Consider the following 15,997-nt stretch of genomic DNA (forward strand, 5'->3'; position numbering starts at 1 on the left):
GGTGGTGTGTACGTCGGCTGAAGGGAAACGTCAGGCGTCCGGCGCGGACCGGCGGTCGGTGACGAGGTCCATCCGGGCGAGGTCGAGCAGCCGCGCCAGGTCGCCGTCCTTCTTCGCCGCGCCCTCGTCGAGCAGCGTCGTCAGCTCCGACACCTGCGCGGAGTCCGCCAGCCCCAGCGCCGAGGCCGGGTCCGCGTCCAGACCGTCCCGCACGTCGATCAGGCGTACGACCACGTCGTCCCGCTCGAAGACCGTGCTGCGCAGCACCGGGCTGGCCGGGTCGTCCGCCGCCCGCTCGTCGTGCTGGGCCAGCAGCTCCGCCAGCCGCATGCCCATGCCCGGCCGCGCCGGGTAGTACAGCGCGTGCCGCTGCGCCCGCTCGTCGTCCTGGCCGCTCGTCACGTGGTGCACGGCCGGCAGCGCCGCCCGGGTGAAGAACACCCGCACCGACTCCTGGTCGGCGAAGTCCCGCTCCTGCTCCAGGTACGGGTTGATGGCCTCCTCCACCGCCCGGATCTCCGGCTGCCGCGCCACGTGCCGGAGCGCCGCCAGCAGGTCACCGCGCACCTCGATGGCGCGCACCACGCGGTTGCCGTGCATGAACAGCGACGTACGGCACAGCCGGGTCGTGTCGTCCACCCGCGCCTGCGGCGACTCGTAGTTCGCCAGCAGCTCGGCGACCTTCTTCTCACTGCCCGGCTTCACCGTGAACGTCAGCGCGTGCCGGATCACACCGTCACCGATCCGCGGCGACGTCTGCAGCTGCCGCTCGCCCGACACCGCGCGGGCCGCCTCCCCGCCGGTCTCCCGGACGATGTGGAAACGCAGCGACCGGGTGTCCCGGATGCAGCTGTGCATCGGCTGCACCATCCGCACGTGCTCCTCGCTGTTCACCCACGCGAGGAACGGCGGCGCGCTCTCCCACTCGCTCGTGATCAGCCACTGGGAAGGGTTCTCGATCGACTGGCACAGCTGGTCGCTGACGTGCCCGGGAACGGACGAGACCTGCTTGCCCATCTCCTCGTACGCCTCCAGGAACTGCTGCTGGGCGCCGTCGTAGACGTCCACCAGCAGGACGACCCGGAGCCGGGAGCCGTCGAACACGGACTGGGAGACACGTTTCGAGGCCTGCTGCTCGGTGGGTTCTGAAACACGCTCAGAGATGGCGGTCATCTGCGTACGTCTCCTTGACGGGACTCGGTGACGGGCTTTCGGGGAGTGCGCGGAACTGACGGCCTGCCACGCATGACACGACGTCAGCCTGATCTCGATCCTGAGCCGCCCGCGATCAGTGCGCGACTCGTATGAACCACGCGGGTGATCACACGGGTGATTGCCCCCGCGAACGCACGCGGACCGGCTCCGCTCCGGGCATGGAGACACCGACGGACACCGACCCGCCCGCGCCCCGCGCGCCCCCACACCGCACACCGCCCAGGAGGCATCGATGCACCAAGAAGCCGACCACCGGGTACCCGTCCTCATCGTCGGCGGCTCCCTGGTGGGCCTGTCCACCTCGCTGTTCCTGGGCCGCCTCGGCGTGCCGCACCTGCTCGTCGAGCGGCACTCCGGCACCTCCATCCACCCCCGCGGCCGCGGCAACAACGTGCGCACCATGGAGCTGTTCCGCGTGGCCGGCATCGAGGACGCCATCAAGGACGCGGCGGCGCTCCTCGCCGGCAACCACGGCATCCTCCAGACCCCCACCCTCGTCGGCGACGCCGGCGAATGGCTCTTCAAGCACATCGACCCGGGCGGCGGCATGGCGAGGTTCAGCCCCACCGGCTGGTGCCTGTGCAGCCAGAACGACCTCGAACCCGTCCTCCTGGAAGGCGCCCGCGCCCTCGGCGGCGACCTGCGCTACTCCCACGAGATGGAGACCTTCGAGCAGGACGCCGACGGCGTCACCGCCACCGTCCGCGACCGCGCCACCGACGAGCGGTACACCGTCCGCGCCGACTACCTCGTCGCCGCCGACGGCCCCCGCAGCCCCGTCCGCCGCCACCTGGGCATCGGCCAGTCGGGGCCCGGCGACCTCTTCGCCAACGTCAGCGTCACCTTCCGCTCCAAACTCCTCGCCGACGTCGTGGGCGAGCGCCGCTTCATCTGCTGCTACCTCACCGACCCCGACGCGGACGGCGCCCTGCTGCCCGTCGACAACAAGGAGCACTGGGTCTTCCACGCGCCGTGGCACCCCGAGCAGGGCGAGACCCTCGACGAGTTCACCGAGGAACGCCTCCAGCGGCACATCCGCCGCGCCGTCGGCGTCCCCGACCTCGACGTCGAGATCACCGGCAAGGCCTCCTGGCGCGCCGCCGAACGCGTCGCCGAGCACTACGGCACCGGACGCGTCTTCCTCGCCGGCGACTCGGCCCACGAGATGTCCCCCACCGGCGCCTTCGGCTCCAACACCGGCATCCAGGACGCGCACAACCTGGCCTGGAAACTCGCCGCCGTCCTGCAGGGCTGGGCCGGGCCCGGTCTGCTGGACACCTACGACAGCGAACGCCGGCCCGTCGCCACCGCCACCAGCGCCCGCGCCTCCGCCCGCTCCGTCGAACACAGCCACCCCGGCTTCGCGCCCGCACCCGGCATCGGCGGCGGAAAGCGCGGCGGCATCCTCAACGTCGTCCTCGGCTACCGCTACCCCGACGGCGCCGTCGTCGGCGCCGACCCCGGCCAGGACCCCGTCCCCGACACGATGCGCCTGACCGGCGAACCCGGCACCCGCGCACCCCATCTGTGGGTGCACCGCTCCGGCACCCGCGTCTCCACCCTCGACCTGTACGAACGCACCCTTGTGCTGCTCAGCGACGCCGGGTCCGGCACGGACTGGCACACGGCGGCCGAGCGCATCGCGCAGTCCGGGATCCCCCTGAACTCCTACCGCTTCGGCGCCGACCTCACCTACGCCGAGCAGAGCGGCCCGGACTCCCCGCCCTGCGACTGGGCCGGCACGCACGGCACCACCGCCGACGGGGCCGTCCTCGTCCGCCCCGACGGTTTCGTCGCCTGGCGCGCCCCCGGCGCCGTGCCGGACCCGGAGGGAGTGCTCCGGGAGGTCCTCGCGGCCCTGCTGCGGACCACCTGACCCCCACCGCTCCCCCCACACCGAAAAGGCCAGGTCAGACAGAGTCTGACCTGGCCTTTCGCGAGCCCCCTGTCGGATTCGAACCGACGACCTACGCATTACAAGTGCGTTGCTCTGGCCAGCTGAGCTAAGGAGGCGTGCTGGGTCGTGCCCGTGCAGTGTACCCAGGTCGCCGCCGCGCCCCGTCGAAAATTTCCGCGAAGTTCACACCCCTCCACCTACTGACAGAGCAGGTGAACGCCAGGTACCGTCCTGTGCCAGTTCACTCTTGTGGACCACGCGAGCACCAGGACGGACCATCCGGCGGGGCACTCCCCGGGGCATCCGTCGTGGCAACCGCCTTCCTACTCGGATCGTCCGGCACGTTCCTGCCGGTAGAAGGGGGCCCATTCACCATGGCCACTGTGCAGTTCGACAAGGCGACCCGGATCTACCCGGGTTCCGAGAAGCCCGCCGTCGACGCTCTGGAGATCGACATCGCGGACGGCGAGTTCCTCGTCCTGGTCGGCCCGTCCGGCTGCGGCAAGTCCACCTCGCTGCGCATGCTCGCGGGGCTCGAGGACGTCAACGGCGGTGCCATCCGCATCGGTGACCGTGACGTCACCCACCTGCCGCCGAAGGACCGGGACATCGCCATGGTGTTCCAGAACTACGCCCTCTACCCGCACATGACGGTCGCCGACAACATGGGCTTCGCGCTCAAGATCGCCGGTGTCAACAAGGCGGAGATCCGGCAGAAGGTCGAGGAGGCCGCGAAGATCCTCGACCTGAGCGAGTACCTGGACCGCAAGCCGAAGGCGCTCTCCGGTGGTCAGCGCCAGCGTGTCGCCATGGGCCGCGCGATCGTGCGTGAACCGCAGGTGTTCCTCATGGACGAGCCGCTGTCCAACCTGGACGCCAAGCTGCGTGTGTCCACCCGTACGCAGATCGCCTCCCTGCAGCGCCGCCTCGGCATCACCACCGTCTACGTCACCCACGACCAGGTCGAGGCCATGACGATGGGCGACCGGGTCGCGGTCCTCAAGGACGGTCTGCTCCAGCAGGTCGACTCGCCGCGCAACATGTACGACAAGCCCGCCAACCTCTTCGTCGCCGGCTTCATCGGCTCGCCCGCCATGAACCTGGTCGAGGTGCCGATCACCGACGGCGGTGTGAAGTTCGGCAACAGCGTCGTGCCCGTCAACCGGGACGCGCTCAAGGCCGCCGCCGACAAGGGCGACCGTACGGTCACCGTGGGCGTGCGCCCCGAGCACTTCGACGTGGTCGAGCACAACGGCGGCGCCGCGGCCGCCCTGACCAAGGACAGCGCCGACGCCCCGGCCGGTCTCGCCGTCTCCGTCAACGTGGTCGAGGAGACCGGCGCGGACGGGTACATCTACGGCACCGTCGAGGTCGGCGGCGAGCAGAAGGACCTCGTCGTCCGCGTCAGCAGCCGTTCGGTCCCGGAGAAGGGCGCCACCGTGCACGTCGTGCCGCGGCCGGGCGAGACCCACGTGTTCTCCACCTCGACCGGCGACCGTCTGACGGACTGAGGCACCGCACCCGGTGCGAGACGCACCGGCGCACTGACGCCTTACGGCTGAAACCCCGGGAATGACCCGGGAGATTCACCCGAGTTGACGAGAAGGGCCCCGCGAACTGCCGCGGGGCCCTTCTCGCCGTCTCCGCCCCCTCCGCGCGTCACCCGGACGCAGGGGACGTTTCGAGCAGTGTGCGTCAACACACCACCCGGAGAAGGGCAGCACACCGTCCCCCGAACAGGTGACTAAATGTCGCCAAATCATCACCGGGCGCTACCCTCACTCGCGTGAAGCACTCCACCACGCAACCCACGCGACGCGGCCGGGGCCCCGCCCGCCGGATCGGCCGCTCCCTCGCCCTCGTCCTGCCCGTCGTCCTGGTGCTCTCCGGGACCCTCGCGGTCACCCGAGTCAACTGGTCGGGGAACCCCTCGAACTCGGTGCTCACCGCGTCCGACCTGTCCGCGCCCGGCACGGCGGCCCACCCCCGGGCCCCGCAGGACGTGCTCCGGGACCACCTGCTGACGGAGCTGCAGGAGAAGGACCCGGGCGTCGCGCTCACCCACCTCCAGGAGGCGGTCGACGAACGCCCCTCGCTGGCCGGGCACTGCGCCTCGATCGCCCGCACCCTCGGCCGCGCCGCGGTCCGCCTCTACGGCCCCGCCCGCGCCCAGTCCTACGCCCGGCCGGTCTGCGACACCTCCTACGCCTCCGGGGTCCTCGCCGCCCACAGCTGAGCGCACCGGCCCGTGAGGGTGGAGGGCCCGGGCCCGGGCTCCTGGACCGACATCTGAGGTCCCGGGCTGAGGCCCGAGGCCGAGATCCGGGTTCCCGGACCGGGGGCCGGGCTCCGCTCAGCCCCCTCCCGGGCGGACGCCGGCCGTGGCCCACGCGGACACGGCTCAGGCCGCGCGCGGACGCGGCTCAGGCGCCTCCCGCGCAGCCCCGCTCAGGCCGTACGCGGAGCCTCCCGCACGCTCCGCGCGCGTTCCGCGCCCGCCTCCCGCCCACCCGGCGCGGAGCCTCCCGTGAGCCGTCCGGGAGGACTCCCGCCCCCGCCGGGGCAGCCTCGCGGTCCCCGCCGGGGTGCCACGTACAGTTCGGGCATGACCCATCCGAATGCGGCGTCCCGCCCCACACAAGCCGTCGTGCTGGCCGGTGGCCAGGGCTCCCGGCTGCGCCCCTACACCGACGACCGGCCCAAGCCGATGGTCGAGATCCCCGGTACGGGCACCCCGATCATCGGTCACCAGCTCGCCTGGCTCGCCGAGGAGGGCGTCACCGACGTGGTGGTCTCCTGCGGCCACCTCGCCGAAGTGCTGCAGGAGTGGCTGAAGTCGGCGCAGTTGCCCGTCAAGGTGACCACGGTCGTGGAGTCGGAACCCCTCGGCCGGGGCGGCGGCCTCAAGTTCGCCGCCGCGCACCTCCCCCACCCCGAGCGCTCCTGGTACGCCACCAACGGCGACATCTGGACCCGCTTCTCGCTGCGCGACATGGCGGACTTCCACACCGAGCGGGACGCGGTCGCGACGCTCGCGCTGGCCCGGCCGCGCATCCCGTGGGGCGCCGTGCAGACGGACGGATTCGGTCACATCACGGACTTCATCGAGGCGCCCCCGTCGACCTTCGAGATCAACGCGGGCGTCTACGTCTTCTCGCCCGAGTTCGCCTCCCTGCTCCCGGAGCGCGGCGACCACGAGCGCACCACGTTCCCCCGGCTGGCCCGCGAGCGGCGGCTGGCCGGCTTCCCGATCCCGCAGGGCGCCTACTGGCGTGCCATCGACACCGCCAAGGACCTCACGGAGGCCGCCAAGGAGCTTTCCGCGCCGCGCAGGTGACGCCGGCCCGGGTGACGTCCCGAAGACGGCCAAGGCCCCGCACCGTGCACGGATCGTGCCGGGTGCGGGGCCCTTCCGCGCGGCCGGGTCCTGTTGTGGTGCGGCCCCTCCGCGCGAAGGCGAGGGGCCGCTGCCCAGGATTCAGAGCTGCGGACGGACGTGGGGTCCGATCAGCGGGCGGTGCCCGGTGCGGGCGACCGCAGGGCGCCGGAAGGTCCTCGCGGCGGAGCTGCCAGGACCTTCCGGCAACAGGGCGGCGGCGCGTGCCGGACGCCGGGGCCCGCTTCTGTCAGAAGCGCTCAGCCCAGCAGGCCGCCCACCAGGCCCGGCTGGCCGGTGGAGGAGCTGCCGCCGGCGGAGCCGGAGGGCTGGGTGTCGCCGCCGGAGCCGCCCGATCCGCCGCCCGAGCCCGTACCGCCGGTGGCGGAGCCGCCGGAGGCCGGTCCCGAGCTGGTGCTGGGCGCGTGCTGGGCCGGGGCGGAGTGGCGCGGCGGGACCCGGCCGCCGGTGCCCTGGGTCTGGCTGGGCGACCCGCCCGTGGCCGAACCGCTGTCACGGGTGGCGCCCGGCGCGGTGGCGGGGCCGCCGGTCGGGCCGCCGGCCGTGCCGGGGTGGCTGGGCGAGGTGGAGGCCGACGGGGACCCGCGGTGCGCGGGATCCGTGCCCGTGCCGGTGCCGGACCGCTGCGGGAGCGGAGAGCCGGGCAGCTGGTTGCGCGGGGCCTCGCCGGGGCCCGGCACGACCACGTTGCCGGCGCCGCGCACCGCCCCGCCGAGCAGCGAGCCGATGAGCAGGGTGAGTCCGGTGACGACGACGGTGAGCAGCGCGCCGCGCCGCAGCACGTACCGGCGCAGGTCCCAGATGTCGGAGCGGGGCCCGAGCCGCCGCCAGGCGGAGGCCGCGAGCCGGCCGTCGACGGAGTAGACGGGGGCGCCGGCGATGACCAGCGGGGACCAGGCGGCGAGGTAGATGATGTCCGGGGCGTCGTAGACCGGGACGGTGCGCCAGCTGACGGTGACGATGAGCGCGGCCGACAGCAGTCCGCCGACCACCGCCGCGACCCGCTGCCAGCAGCCCAGGACCGTCAGGACACCGACGATGACCTGGAGGAAGGCGATGACGAGACCGGAGCCGACCGGGTGCTGGAGGGCGAACTGGCGCAGCGGTTCGGCCACTTCCCAGGGATGCAGTGCGGTGAGCCACTTGACCATGGAGCCGCGCTTGCCGCCGTCGAAGTAGAGCGGGTCGCACAGCTTGCCCATGCCGGCGTAGATGGAGATGAAGCCGAGGAAGATGCGCAGCGGGAGGAGGACGACGCCGAGGTTCATCCGGCGGCCCGGGTAGTAGGCGTGGCGGGCCGGGTCGTCGCCGTGCCGCCTGCCCCTGCGGCGCCGGGCGCCGGGGGCGGTGGCCTCGCGGACGTCCGGGTCGTCGTCGTAGGCGTGGCCGTCGGGGTCGTCGTAGGCGTAGCCGCCGTCGCCGTGGGCCGGCCGGGGGTGGCCGTAGGGCGGGTGGCCGCCGTACCCCGGATCGCCGTACGCGGACTCCTCGTAGGCGCTGCCCGCGGTGCGCATCTGCGGCAGCAGCCGGGTCTCGCCGGGCTCCGGGCCGCGCTGGGCGCCGACGACGGGGGTCTCGACGGTCCGGTCGAGGTCGTCGTAGCCGACCGGGCGGTACCCCGGGGCGGCGTCGACGCGCGGGATGACCTGGGTCGCTCCGGCGTCGCCGGACGGCTCCTCGGTGTGGCGCACGCTGCCGCTGCGGACGGCCTGGAGGAGGCGGTGGGCGCCGGTGTCGTCGGGGGCGGACCGGCCGCTCCAGACGAGCGGCCGGCGGTGGGCGGCCCCGGCCCGGCCCGCGGTGCCGGCGGCGGGGACGCGGACGGTGGGGTCGGTGACGCTCGGGTGCCGGGCGACCCGCGGGGACAGGGTGCGCCGCGAGGCGGCGCCCAACTGCACGCGGAAGCTCGCGTGAGTGACGATGACCTGCGCCGGATCGCTCGGCACCTTCACCATGCTCAGCGCGGGAGCGTCGTCGTATCCCGACGAGCGGTCCCCCGTGGGTGTGCGGGGTGTTCTGGTGTCCACACTCATCTAACCGAGTGATGGGGAGTTAGGACACTGCCTTGACCCGCCGGATCTGTCCGGGCCGCGTCAAACATGCACCGGATGGGGGGATTTACCCGGCCGGGTGTACGCGCGAACACCCGTTCGGAACTTTGCGGGGCGAGCCGGGGGTGCGGGCCCCGGCCGGGCGCTGCCGCCCGGCCGGGCACTGCGGTCAGCCGCGCCTGCGCGCCGCCTCGTAGAGGACGATCCCGGCCGCGACACCGGCGTTCAGCGACTCCGCCCCGCCGGGCATCGGGATCCGCACCCGGAAGTCGCAGGTCTCCCCGACGAGCCGGGACAGGCCCTTGCCCTCGCTGCCGACGACGATGACGACCGGCCCTTCCAGGGCCTCCAGCTCCCCCACCTCGACCTCGCCGTCCGCGGCCAGGCCGACGACCGTGATGCCCGCCTTCTGGTACGACTCCAGGGCGCGCGTCAGGTTGGTGGCGCGGGCGACCGGCGTACGGGCGGCCGTCCCCGCGGACGTCTTCCAGGCACCGGCGGTCATGCCCGCCGCACGCCGCTCGGGGACGACCACGCCGTGGCCGCCGAAGGCGGAGACGGAACGCACGACGGCACCGAGGTTGCGCGGGTCGGTGACCCCGTCGAGCGCGACGATCAGCGGGTCCTCGCCCGCGTCGGCGGCGGCGTCGGCCAGGTCCTCGGGGTGCGCGTACTCGTACGGCGGGACCTGGAGGACGAGGCCCTGGTGGTTGAGGCCGTTGGTCATGCGGTCCAGCTCGGGGCGCGGCGCCTCCATGAGGTTGATGCCACCGCGCTCGGCGGCGAGCTGGAGCGCCTCGCGCACCCGCTCGTCGTTGTCGATGAACTGCTGGACGTAGAGCGTGGTGGCGGGCACGCCCCCGCGCAGCGCCTCGACGACCGGGTTGCGGCCGACGACCATCTCGGAGGCCGAGCGGCCGGCGCCGCGGCGCTGCGGCGGACGGCCCTGGGTGCGGCGCACCTTCGCCTGGGCGGCGCGCTGCTTGGCGTGTCCCTTGCGCATCTCGGCGGGGGGCGTGGGGCCCTTGCCCTCCAGGCCGCGGCGCCGCTTGCCGCCGCTGCCGACCTGCGCGCCCTTCTTGCCGGACATGCGGCGGTTGTTAGCGGCCATGACCTACCTGTCTGTTCTGTCGGGAGCGTCGGCGTACGCCTGCCGCGTACGTCTCCTGCGTCTATGAAGGTACTTCCACGAGAAGTACGTCTGTGCGGTACGTCTATGCAGTGTGCCGCCCGGGCGGCCGGACGGCACAGCGGGCCCCCGGTGACCGCGGCGTCGTCCGGGCCGCCCGGCGGGGCCGGGTCAGCGGGGGCCGAGGCTCCAGCGCGGGCCCTGGGGGCTGTCCTCGACGACCAGACCGGACTGGCCGAGCTGGTCGCGCAGGGCGTCCGCGGTGGCCCAGTCCTTGCGGGCGCGGGCGGCCTCGCGCTGGTCGAGGACCATCCGGACCAGGGTGTCCACCACTCCGTGCAGGTCCTCGCCGCGGTCGGCGGCCTCACCCGCCCAGTGCTCGTCCAGCGGGTCCAGACCGAGGACGCCGAGCATGGCCCGCACCTCGGCGAGCCGGGCCACGGCGGCCTCCTTGTCGTCCGCCGCCAGCGCGCTGTTGCCCTGCCGGACGGTGGTGTGGACGACGGCCAGCGCCTGCGGGACACCGAGGTCGTCGTCCATCGCCTCGGCGAAGGCGGGCGGCACCTCGGCGGAGGGATCCACCGGGCCGGCCTTCTCCACCACGCGCTGGATGAAGCCCTCGATCCGCGCGAACGCGGACTCGGCCTCGCGCAGGGCCTCCTCGCTGTACTCGATGGTCGAGCGGTAGTGCGGGGTGCCCAGGTAGTAGCGCAGGACGATCGGCCGCCACTGCTTGACCATCTCCGAGACCAGCACGGAGTTGCCGAGCGACTTCGACATCTTCTCGCCGCTCATGGTCACCCACGCGTTGTGCACCCAGTACCGGGCGAACTCGTCGCCGTAGGCCTTGGACTGGGCGATCTCGTTCTCGTGGTGCGGGAAGATCAGGTCGAGACCGCCGCCGTGGATGTCGAAGGCGCTGCCCAGGTACTTGTGCGCCATGGCCGAGCACTCCAGGTGCCAGCCCGGCCGCCCCTCGCCCCACGGCGTGGGCCAGGTCGGCTCGCCGGGCTTGGCCGCCTTCCACATCGCGAAGTCCCGCGGGTCCCGCTTGCCGGTCTCGCTGTCGGCGGCGGGCTGGCGCAGGTTGTCCAGTTCCTGCCGGGACAGCTCGAGGTAGCCGGGGAAGGAGCGCACGTCGAAGTAGACGTTGCCGTCGGCGGCGTAGGCGTGACCGCGCTCGATGAGCGTCCGCATCATCTCGATCATCTCCGGCACATGACCGGTGGCGCGCGGCTCGTAGGTGGGCGGCAGGCAGCCGAGCGCGGTGTAACCGTCGTTGAACGCCCGCTCGTTGCCGTAGCCGATCGACCACCAGGGGCGGTGCTGCTCGTGCGACTTGGCGATGATCTTGTCGTCGATGTCGGTGACGTTGCGGATGAACGTGACCTCGTAGCCGCGGTGGGTGAACCAGCGGCGCATGATGTCGAAGTTCAGCCCCGAGCGGATGTGCCCGATGTGCGGGGCCGCCTGCACGGTGGCACCACACAGGTAGATCGAGACACAGCCCTGCTCGAGCGGGGTGAAGTCACGGATCTGCCGGGCGCTGGTGTCGTACAGGCGAATAGTCACCACTCCAGGGTAGTGGGCCGGGGGCAGTGCCTCACGCCCCTTCCCGCAAGCGGCGCCCCTTTCGTGACCGGCGACGGCCGCACCGGCGCGCGGCGGTCACAGGACGCCGACGACCTTGCGCGCCCGGATGCGGACGACCACGCGTGCGGAGTCCTGGGCGGAGGCCGGGTTGAACTCGGCGTACTTCTTCCCGGTGTACTTGACGGACAGCTCGTCGATGAGGTCCTGGCCGCCCTCGGTGGTCATCTCGGCGGTGCCGCGGATCTCGGCGTACTCGTACGGCGAGGCCGGGTCCTGGACGACGACGCTGACGCGGGCGTCGCGCTCCAGGTTCTTCGTCTTGCGGCGGCCGACGGTGGTGGAGACGAGGAGGTCGTCGCCGTCCCGCTTGACCCAGACCGGCGACAGCTGGGGACTGCCGTCGGGCTGGACGGTGCCGACGACGACGAAGACGGGGCCGTCGAGGAGGTTCTTGAGACGGTCGGACAGTACGGCGGACATGGGGGCACCCTCCGGGACCTCGGTCACTGGCGGTTCACGGCCGGCTCAGCGGTGCTGACCCGGCGGTGACTCTGCGGGTACCCTCGCACGCGCTCAGCCCACCCGCACCACGAGCGCCGTGGCCACCGCCATCAGTCCCTCGTCCCGGCCCGGGAAGCCGAGTCCGTCGGTGGTGGCACCGGAGACGGACACCGGCGCGCCGGCCGCCTCGGAGAGGATCTTCTGCGCCTCCTCTCGGCGCTTGCCGATCTTCGGGCGGGGGCCGACGACCTGCACGGCCACGTTCCCGATCCGGAAGCCGGCCGCCCGTACGATCCGCGCCGCCTCCGTCAGCAGCGTGACGCCGGAGGCGCCCGACCACTCGGGGCGCCCGGTGCCGAAGTGCTGTCCGAGGTCGCCGAGGCCCGCGGCCGAGAACAGCGCGTTGCACGCGGCGTGCGCGACGACGTCCGCGTCGGAGTGCCCGGCCAGCCCGGGGCCCTGCCCCTCCCACTTCAGACCGGCGCACCACAGCTCGCGGCCGTCCTCGAAGGCGTGGATGTCGGTGCCGATGCCGACCTGGGGCAGCGGCTGCCCGGGGGTCGCGGGGGAGGTCTCAGAAGCCATCGTTGAGCCTCCGGCGGGCCAGGACCGCTTCGGCGAGCACCAGGTCGAGGGGGCGGGTGACCTTGAAGGCCTCCTCGTGGCCGGGCACGGCCACGACCCGCTCGCCGAGCTGTTCGACCATGCTCGCGTCGTCGGTGACGTTGTCGGTGACGGACTCGTGGGCGCGGACCAGCGTCGCCCGGTCGAAGCCCTGCGGGGTCTGCACGGCCCGCAGCCGCGACCGGTCCGGGGTCGCCAGCACCGGCTCCGGGTCGCCCGCGGCCGCGGCCGGTTCGACCTCCTTGACGGTGTCCGCGAGCGGCAGCGCCGGTACGACGGCGGCGGCGCCCTCGCGCACGGCGTCGATCACCGCGTCCACGGTGTCCACGGGGACCAGCGGGCGCGCCGCGTCGTGGACCAGGACGATGTCGTGGCCGGGCGGCAGCGCGTCGAGCCCGAGCCTGACGGACTCCTGGCGGGACTCGCCGCCGGGCACGACGAGGAAGCAGGTCCGCTCGGGCAGCGCGTGGGAGTCGAGGAGCGCGGTGACCTCGGCGGCGCCGCCGGGCGGGGCGACCACGATCACCAGGGCGACCGCGCGGGAGGCGGCCATGGCGCGCACCGCGTGGATGAGCATGGGCGTGCCGTTCAGCGTGCGCAGCGCCTTGGGGGCGCCGGGACCGAGGCGCACGCCCCGGCCGGCGGCCGGGATCACGACGGCGACGGGGGTCTGAGACCGGGCCTGTGCGGGCGAGGGTCGCGATTCGTCAGACATCGGTTCCTGTCAGGTTTGTGTTCCGGCTCGGCGTGGGTATGGCCACACCGTGCCGGGCGCGACGCCTCGACCGGACCCTTCCGTGACCTCGGTCGAGCCGACCGCCCGGGCCTGGCACACAGTATCGGGGGATCTTCCCCCGGGGGGACCACGGCGTCCGCGCGGGCAGGACTGCGCCGCGCCGTCGTGGGTACGGGTGGCACCGCCGGGTGCACCCGCGAGGACGCGGGCGTCGCCGCGACGGCGGGTACGCGAGTGTCCGGATGGGTCTTCGGGTACGACCATGCCGCGGCATCCGGCGGCGGGTTCGCGCCCTCGGATGCCGCGGCATGTCACTTACCGTGCTGAAACCGAACAGAGGCGACATGGACGTCGCGGTCGGCGCCTCGCGTCAGGATGTCGGTGTGTCCCGTACCGGTCCGTATCGGTCAGGAAGCTCCGTACCGGAAAGCCTCGCGTCAGGACGCGAGGACCTCGTCGAGCAGAGCCTCGGCCTTGTCCTCGTTCGTGTTCTCCGCGAGCGCCAGCTCGCTCACCAGGATCTGGCGGGCCTTGGCGAGCATGCGCTTCTCACCGGCGGAGAGTCCGCGCTCGCGCTCGCGACGCCACAGGTCACGCACGACTTCCGCGACCTTGATGACATCGCCGGAGGCGAGCTTCTCCAGGTTTGCCTTGTAGCGACGCGACCAGTTCGTGGGCTCCTCGGCGTACGGAGCGCGCAGCACCTCGAAGACCCGGTCCAGCCCGTCCTGACCGACCACATCACGCACGCCGACGAACTCCGCATTGTCCGCTGGCACACGTACCGTCAGGTCACCCTGGGCGACCTTCAGCACCAAGTAGGTCTTGTCCACGCCTTTGATCTGGCGAGTTTCGATAGCCTCGATCAGCGCGGCCCCGTGATGGGGATAGACCACGGTGTCGCCAACCTTGAACGTCATGTGACAGGTACCCCTTCCGTGGCTATCCAGGGTAACACGGATACGGCGTCTTCTGAATGGCGTTTTCGCAGGTCAGGGCATATCTCGGGGCTTGACAACAGCAACCGGGACGTGCTTCGGAAGGGGCGCACGGGCCGACGGCGGACAGGTATCCGCAGGTCGGAGGGGCTCTTCGCACAGGGCGAAACGCGTACGTTACACACATCCGGCCGTCCGTCCAAGCGCCCGAACAGACCGTTTTGTCCCGTCGCAGACGCGCGACTTCCGCTACTCCGTTCGGTGCGCCGGGGCCCGGCCGGGACGAATCCGGAATTGATCACGGCCCCCGATCGACGCGCGCCGCGACCGGTGATCAATTTCAGCCCCCGGCGCGCATTCCGGGGCCGGAAATCCACGAAGACGGCACCTGGATCCCCGCATGAAGATCCGCGATGAAGATCCGGCACCGAGATCCGGCACGGAGATCGAGCACGGAGATCCGGCACGAAGATCTGCGGCGAAGATCCGGTTGATCCGGTGCGGCGGACAGTGGCTATGGCGGCGCGTTAGAGGGGGCGTAAGACGGCGCGTAAGCCACGGCGTAAGCCGGCGGGTATGCGGGCGTATGCCGACCCCTATGCCCGCGCCTATGCACCCGGGGGTCGCTCCATATGACGCCTATGAGGTGGTGTGCGTTTGGCGTGTCGTAAGGGGAGGCGTCCGGCGGGCGGCGCCTGTGTGAAGGAGAGGCGGCGTCACGGACCGTGCGCCGGGCGGCGCCCGGCGGGACCTGGCGGACGGCGTCCGCAGAGGGCCGGCCGAAGGCGCGGGGAACGCTTCCGGGCGGCCGTACGGGGAGCGGTGTCCGGGTGCCCGCGGACGTCCAGGGGCGGGTCGGGTGCGAGGCCCCGGGAACGGCTCGGTAACCTAAGCCCGCTGACAGACACTTAGGGCGGCTTTATAAGGGAGTCGTCCTGTACCGCCCACGTTCAAGGAGTTGCCGCCGCCGTGAGCAGCAGCCTTCGACGCGGCGCCCTCGCCGCCGCCGCCATCGCGTTCTCGATCGCCTCGCTCGCCGCCTGCGGCGCCGGCAACAACGCCCAGACGCTCGAGGTGAAGCCGGACAACGCGGCCACCACCGTCGGGGACATCGAGGTCCAGAACGCGCTGATCATCACGCAGCCCGGCTTCCAGACCAAGGGTCCGGCCGTCGTTTCAGTGACCGTCTTCAACAACGGCAGCACGCCCCAGACGCTGGACGCGGTCCGCGTCGACGGCGGCGGCACCGCGCAGATCACCCCCGCCCAGGGCAAGGGCAAGCTGACCGTGCCGCCCCAGGGCTCCGTCATCATCGGCGGCAAGGGCAACGCCTCCGCGGCGCTGACCAACCCCGGTTCGGTGGTCAAGGACGGCAACGCCCAGAAGATCACCTTCTCCTTCAGCAAGGCCGGTGACGTGAGCCTGCGGGCCTTCGTCGTGCCGGCCTCGAGCTACTTCGACAAGTGGGGCCCGAGCAGCATCCCGGCCGCCCCGGGCGCCCCGGGCGCGCCGAGCGCGTCCGCCACGGGCAAGCCGGGGACGTCCAAGTCGCCGAAGGCGCCCAAGACGTCGCAGAGCCCGCAGTCCCCGGCCGGCGGCACGCCGACGGGTTCGGCCTCGACCGGCGAGACGGGCACGGGTACGGGCACCGGCGCGGGCGACTCGGTGAACCAGGGCGGCTCGGCGCAGTGACCGACCGCCGGCAGCCCGGCCGCCGACAGCTGGTCACCGGTCACCGGCCGCCGGCCGCCGGTCAGTGACTCCGGCGCGGTACCGCACGGCAGACGACGAAGGGCGGCACCCCCTCGCAGGGGTGCCGCCCTTCGTCGTACCTCCGCGGGCCGCGGCGGCCGGCTCGCGGCCTACGGATCAGGTCGACGGCGCGCGACACACGGCGTACGCCTTACGGCTCACGG

The 15,997-nt window shown here is 72.6% G+C and carries 13 protein-coding genes and 1 tRNA gene; 5 read left to right on the forward strand and 9 right to left on the reverse strand.

All coding sequences use genetic code 11. The features are described 5' to 3' along the window. Positions 1–30: 30 nt before the first annotated feature. Positions 31–1,173 (reverse strand): SchA/CurD-like domain-containing protein, encoded by a 1,143-nt coding sequence (locus ABZ719_RS05610; RefSeq protein WP_366723926.1) that lies wholly within the window; start codon positions 1,171–1,173, stop codon positions 31–33. 274 nt (positions 1,174–1,447) lie between these two features. On the opposite strand from ABZ719_RS05610, the gene ABZ719_RS05615 reads away from it, so the two are divergent. Then, positions 1,448–3,091, forward strand: coding sequence for an FAD-dependent monooxygenase (locus ABZ719_RS05615; protein WP_366723927.1), 1,644 nt, complete (start codon positions 1,448–1,450; stop codon positions 3,089–3,091). Positions 3,092–3,154: 63 nt separating this feature from the next. Here ABZ719_RS05615 and ABZ719_RS05620 read toward each other — a convergent pair. Further along, positions 3,155–3,228: transfer RNA gene (locus ABZ719_RS05620), tRNA-Thr, on the reverse strand. 258 nt (positions 3,229–3,486) lie between these two features. On the opposite strand from ABZ719_RS05620, the gene msiK reads away from it, so the two are divergent. From msiK to ABZ719_RS05635, 3 genes are all read left to right on the forward strand, one after another. Further along, positions 3,487–4,623 (forward strand): diacetylchitobiose ABC transporter ATP-binding protein MsiK, encoded by a 1,137-nt coding sequence (gene msiK / locus ABZ719_RS05625; RefSeq protein ID WP_037857073.1) that lies wholly within the window; start codon positions 3,487–3,489, stop codon positions 4,621–4,623. A gap of 275 nt (positions 4,624–4,898) precedes the next feature. Then, positions 4,899–5,348 (forward strand): hypothetical protein, encoded by a 450-nt coding sequence (locus ABZ719_RS05630; RefSeq protein WP_366723928.1) that lies wholly within the window; start codon positions 4,899–4,901, stop codon positions 5,346–5,348. Positions 5,349–5,717: 369 nt separating this feature from the next. Next, positions 5,718–6,449 (forward strand): nucleotidyltransferase family protein, encoded by a 732-nt coding sequence (locus tag ABZ719_RS05635; RefSeq protein WP_366723929.1) that lies wholly within the window; start codon positions 5,718–5,720, stop codon positions 6,447–6,449. A gap of 299 nt (positions 6,450–6,748) precedes the next feature. On the opposite strand, the gene ABZ719_RS05640 is transcribed toward ABZ719_RS05635, so the two are convergent. The 7 genes from ABZ719_RS05640 to ABZ719_RS05670 form a co-directional block, all read right to left on the reverse strand. Continuing rightward, positions 6,749–8,542, reverse strand: a complete 1,794-nt coding sequence (locus ABZ719_RS05640; RefSeq protein WP_366723930.1) for a DoxX family protein — start codon at positions 8,540–8,542, stop codon at positions 6,749–6,751. 187 nt (positions 8,543–8,729) lie between these two features. Next, positions 8,730–9,671: a 23S rRNA (guanosine(2251)-2'-O)-methyltransferase RlmB gene (rlmB, locus tag ABZ719_RS05645; RefSeq protein WP_366723931.1), complete on the reverse strand. Its 942-nt coding sequence runs from the start codon at positions 9,669–9,671 to the stop codon at positions 8,730–8,732. 189 nt (positions 9,672–9,860) lie between these two features. Next, positions 9,861–11,261: a cysteine--tRNA ligase gene (gene cysS, locus ABZ719_RS05650; RefSeq protein WP_366723932.1), complete on the reverse strand. Its 1,401-nt coding sequence runs from the start codon at positions 11,259–11,261 to the stop codon at positions 9,861–9,863. 96 nt (positions 11,262–11,357) lie between these two features. Further along, on the reverse strand, positions 11,358–11,762 hold the full coding sequence (locus ABZ719_RS05655; RefSeq protein WP_366723933.1) for a PPOX class F420-dependent oxidoreductase: 405 nt from the start codon (positions 11,760–11,762) through the stop codon (positions 11,358–11,360). A 93-nt stretch (positions 11,763–11,855) separates the two neighbouring features. Beyond that, positions 11,856–12,368: a 2-C-methyl-D-erythritol 2,4-cyclodiphosphate synthase gene (gene ispF, locus ABZ719_RS05660; RefSeq protein WP_366723934.1), complete on the reverse strand. Its 513-nt coding sequence runs from the start codon at positions 12,366–12,368 to the stop codon at positions 11,856–11,858. After that, positions 12,358–13,122, reverse strand: coding sequence for a 2-C-methyl-D-erythritol 4-phosphate cytidylyltransferase (gene ispD, locus ABZ719_RS05665; RefSeq protein ID WP_366723935.1), 765 nt, complete (start codon positions 13,120–13,122; stop codon positions 12,358–12,360). Before ispD ends, ispF begins: the two co-directional genes overlap by 11 nt. Before the next feature lie 458 nt (positions 13,123–13,580). Next, positions 13,581–14,063 (reverse strand): CarD family transcriptional regulator, encoded by a 483-nt coding sequence (locus ABZ719_RS05670; protein WP_003953493.1) that lies wholly within the window; start codon positions 14,061–14,063, stop codon positions 13,581–13,583. A gap of 987 nt (positions 14,064–15,050) precedes the next feature. On the opposite strand from ABZ719_RS05670, the gene ABZ719_RS05675 reads away from it, so the two are divergent. Beyond that, on the forward strand, positions 15,051–15,773 hold the full coding sequence (locus ABZ719_RS05675) for a DUF461 domain-containing protein (protein WP_366723936.1): 723 nt from the start codon (positions 15,051–15,053) through the stop codon (positions 15,771–15,773). Positions 15,774–15,997: the final 224 nt, after the last annotated feature.

It is taken from the genome of Streptomyces sp. NPDC006743 (assembly GCF_040703815.1).
Classification (GTDB): Bacteria; Actinomycetota; Actinomycetes; order Streptomycetales; family Streptomycetaceae; genus Streptomyces.

What these genes read in the sequence shown, in the direction of transcription:
- ABZ719_RS05610 (WP_366723926.1), bottom strand. Translation starts at nt 1,173, where the DNA reads ATGACCGCCATCTCTGAGCGTGTTTCAGAACCCACCGAGCAGCAGGCC.
- ABZ719_RS05615 (WP_366723927.1), top strand. Translation starts at nt 1,448, where the DNA reads ATGCACCAAGAAGCCGACCACCGGGTACCCGTCCTCATCGTCGGCGGC.
- msiK (WP_037857073.1), top strand. Translation starts at nt 3,487, where the DNA reads ATGGCCACTGTGCAGTTCGACAAGGCGACCCGGATCTACCCGGGTTCC.
- ABZ719_RS05635 (WP_366723929.1), top strand. Translation starts at nt 5,718, where the DNA reads ATGACCCATCCGAATGCGGCGTCCCGCCCCACACAAGCCGTCGTGCTG.
- ABZ719_RS05640 (WP_366723930.1), bottom strand. Translation starts at nt 8,542, where the DNA reads ATGAGTGTGGACACCAGAACACCCCGCACACCCACGGGGGACCGCTCG.
- rlmB (WP_366723931.1), bottom strand. Translation starts at nt 9,671, where the DNA reads ATGGCCGCTAACAACCGCCGCATGTCCGGCAAGAAGGGCGCGCAGGTC.
- ABZ719_RS05655 (WP_366723933.1), bottom strand. Translation starts at nt 11,762, where the DNA reads ATGTCCGCCGTACTGTCCGACCGTCTCAAGAACCTCCTCGACGGCCCC.
- ispF (WP_366723934.1), bottom strand. Translation starts at nt 12,368, where the DNA reads ATGGCTTCTGAGACCTCCCCCGCGACCCCCGGGCAGCCGCTGCCCCAG.
- ispD (WP_366723935.1), bottom strand. Translation starts at nt 13,122, where the DNA reads ATGTCTGACGAATCGCGACCCTCGCCCGCACAGGCCCGGTCTCAGACC.
- ABZ719_RS05670 (WP_003953493.1), bottom strand. Translation starts at nt 14,063, where the DNA reads ATGACGTTCAAGGTTGGCGACACCGTGGTCTATCCCCATCACGGGGCC.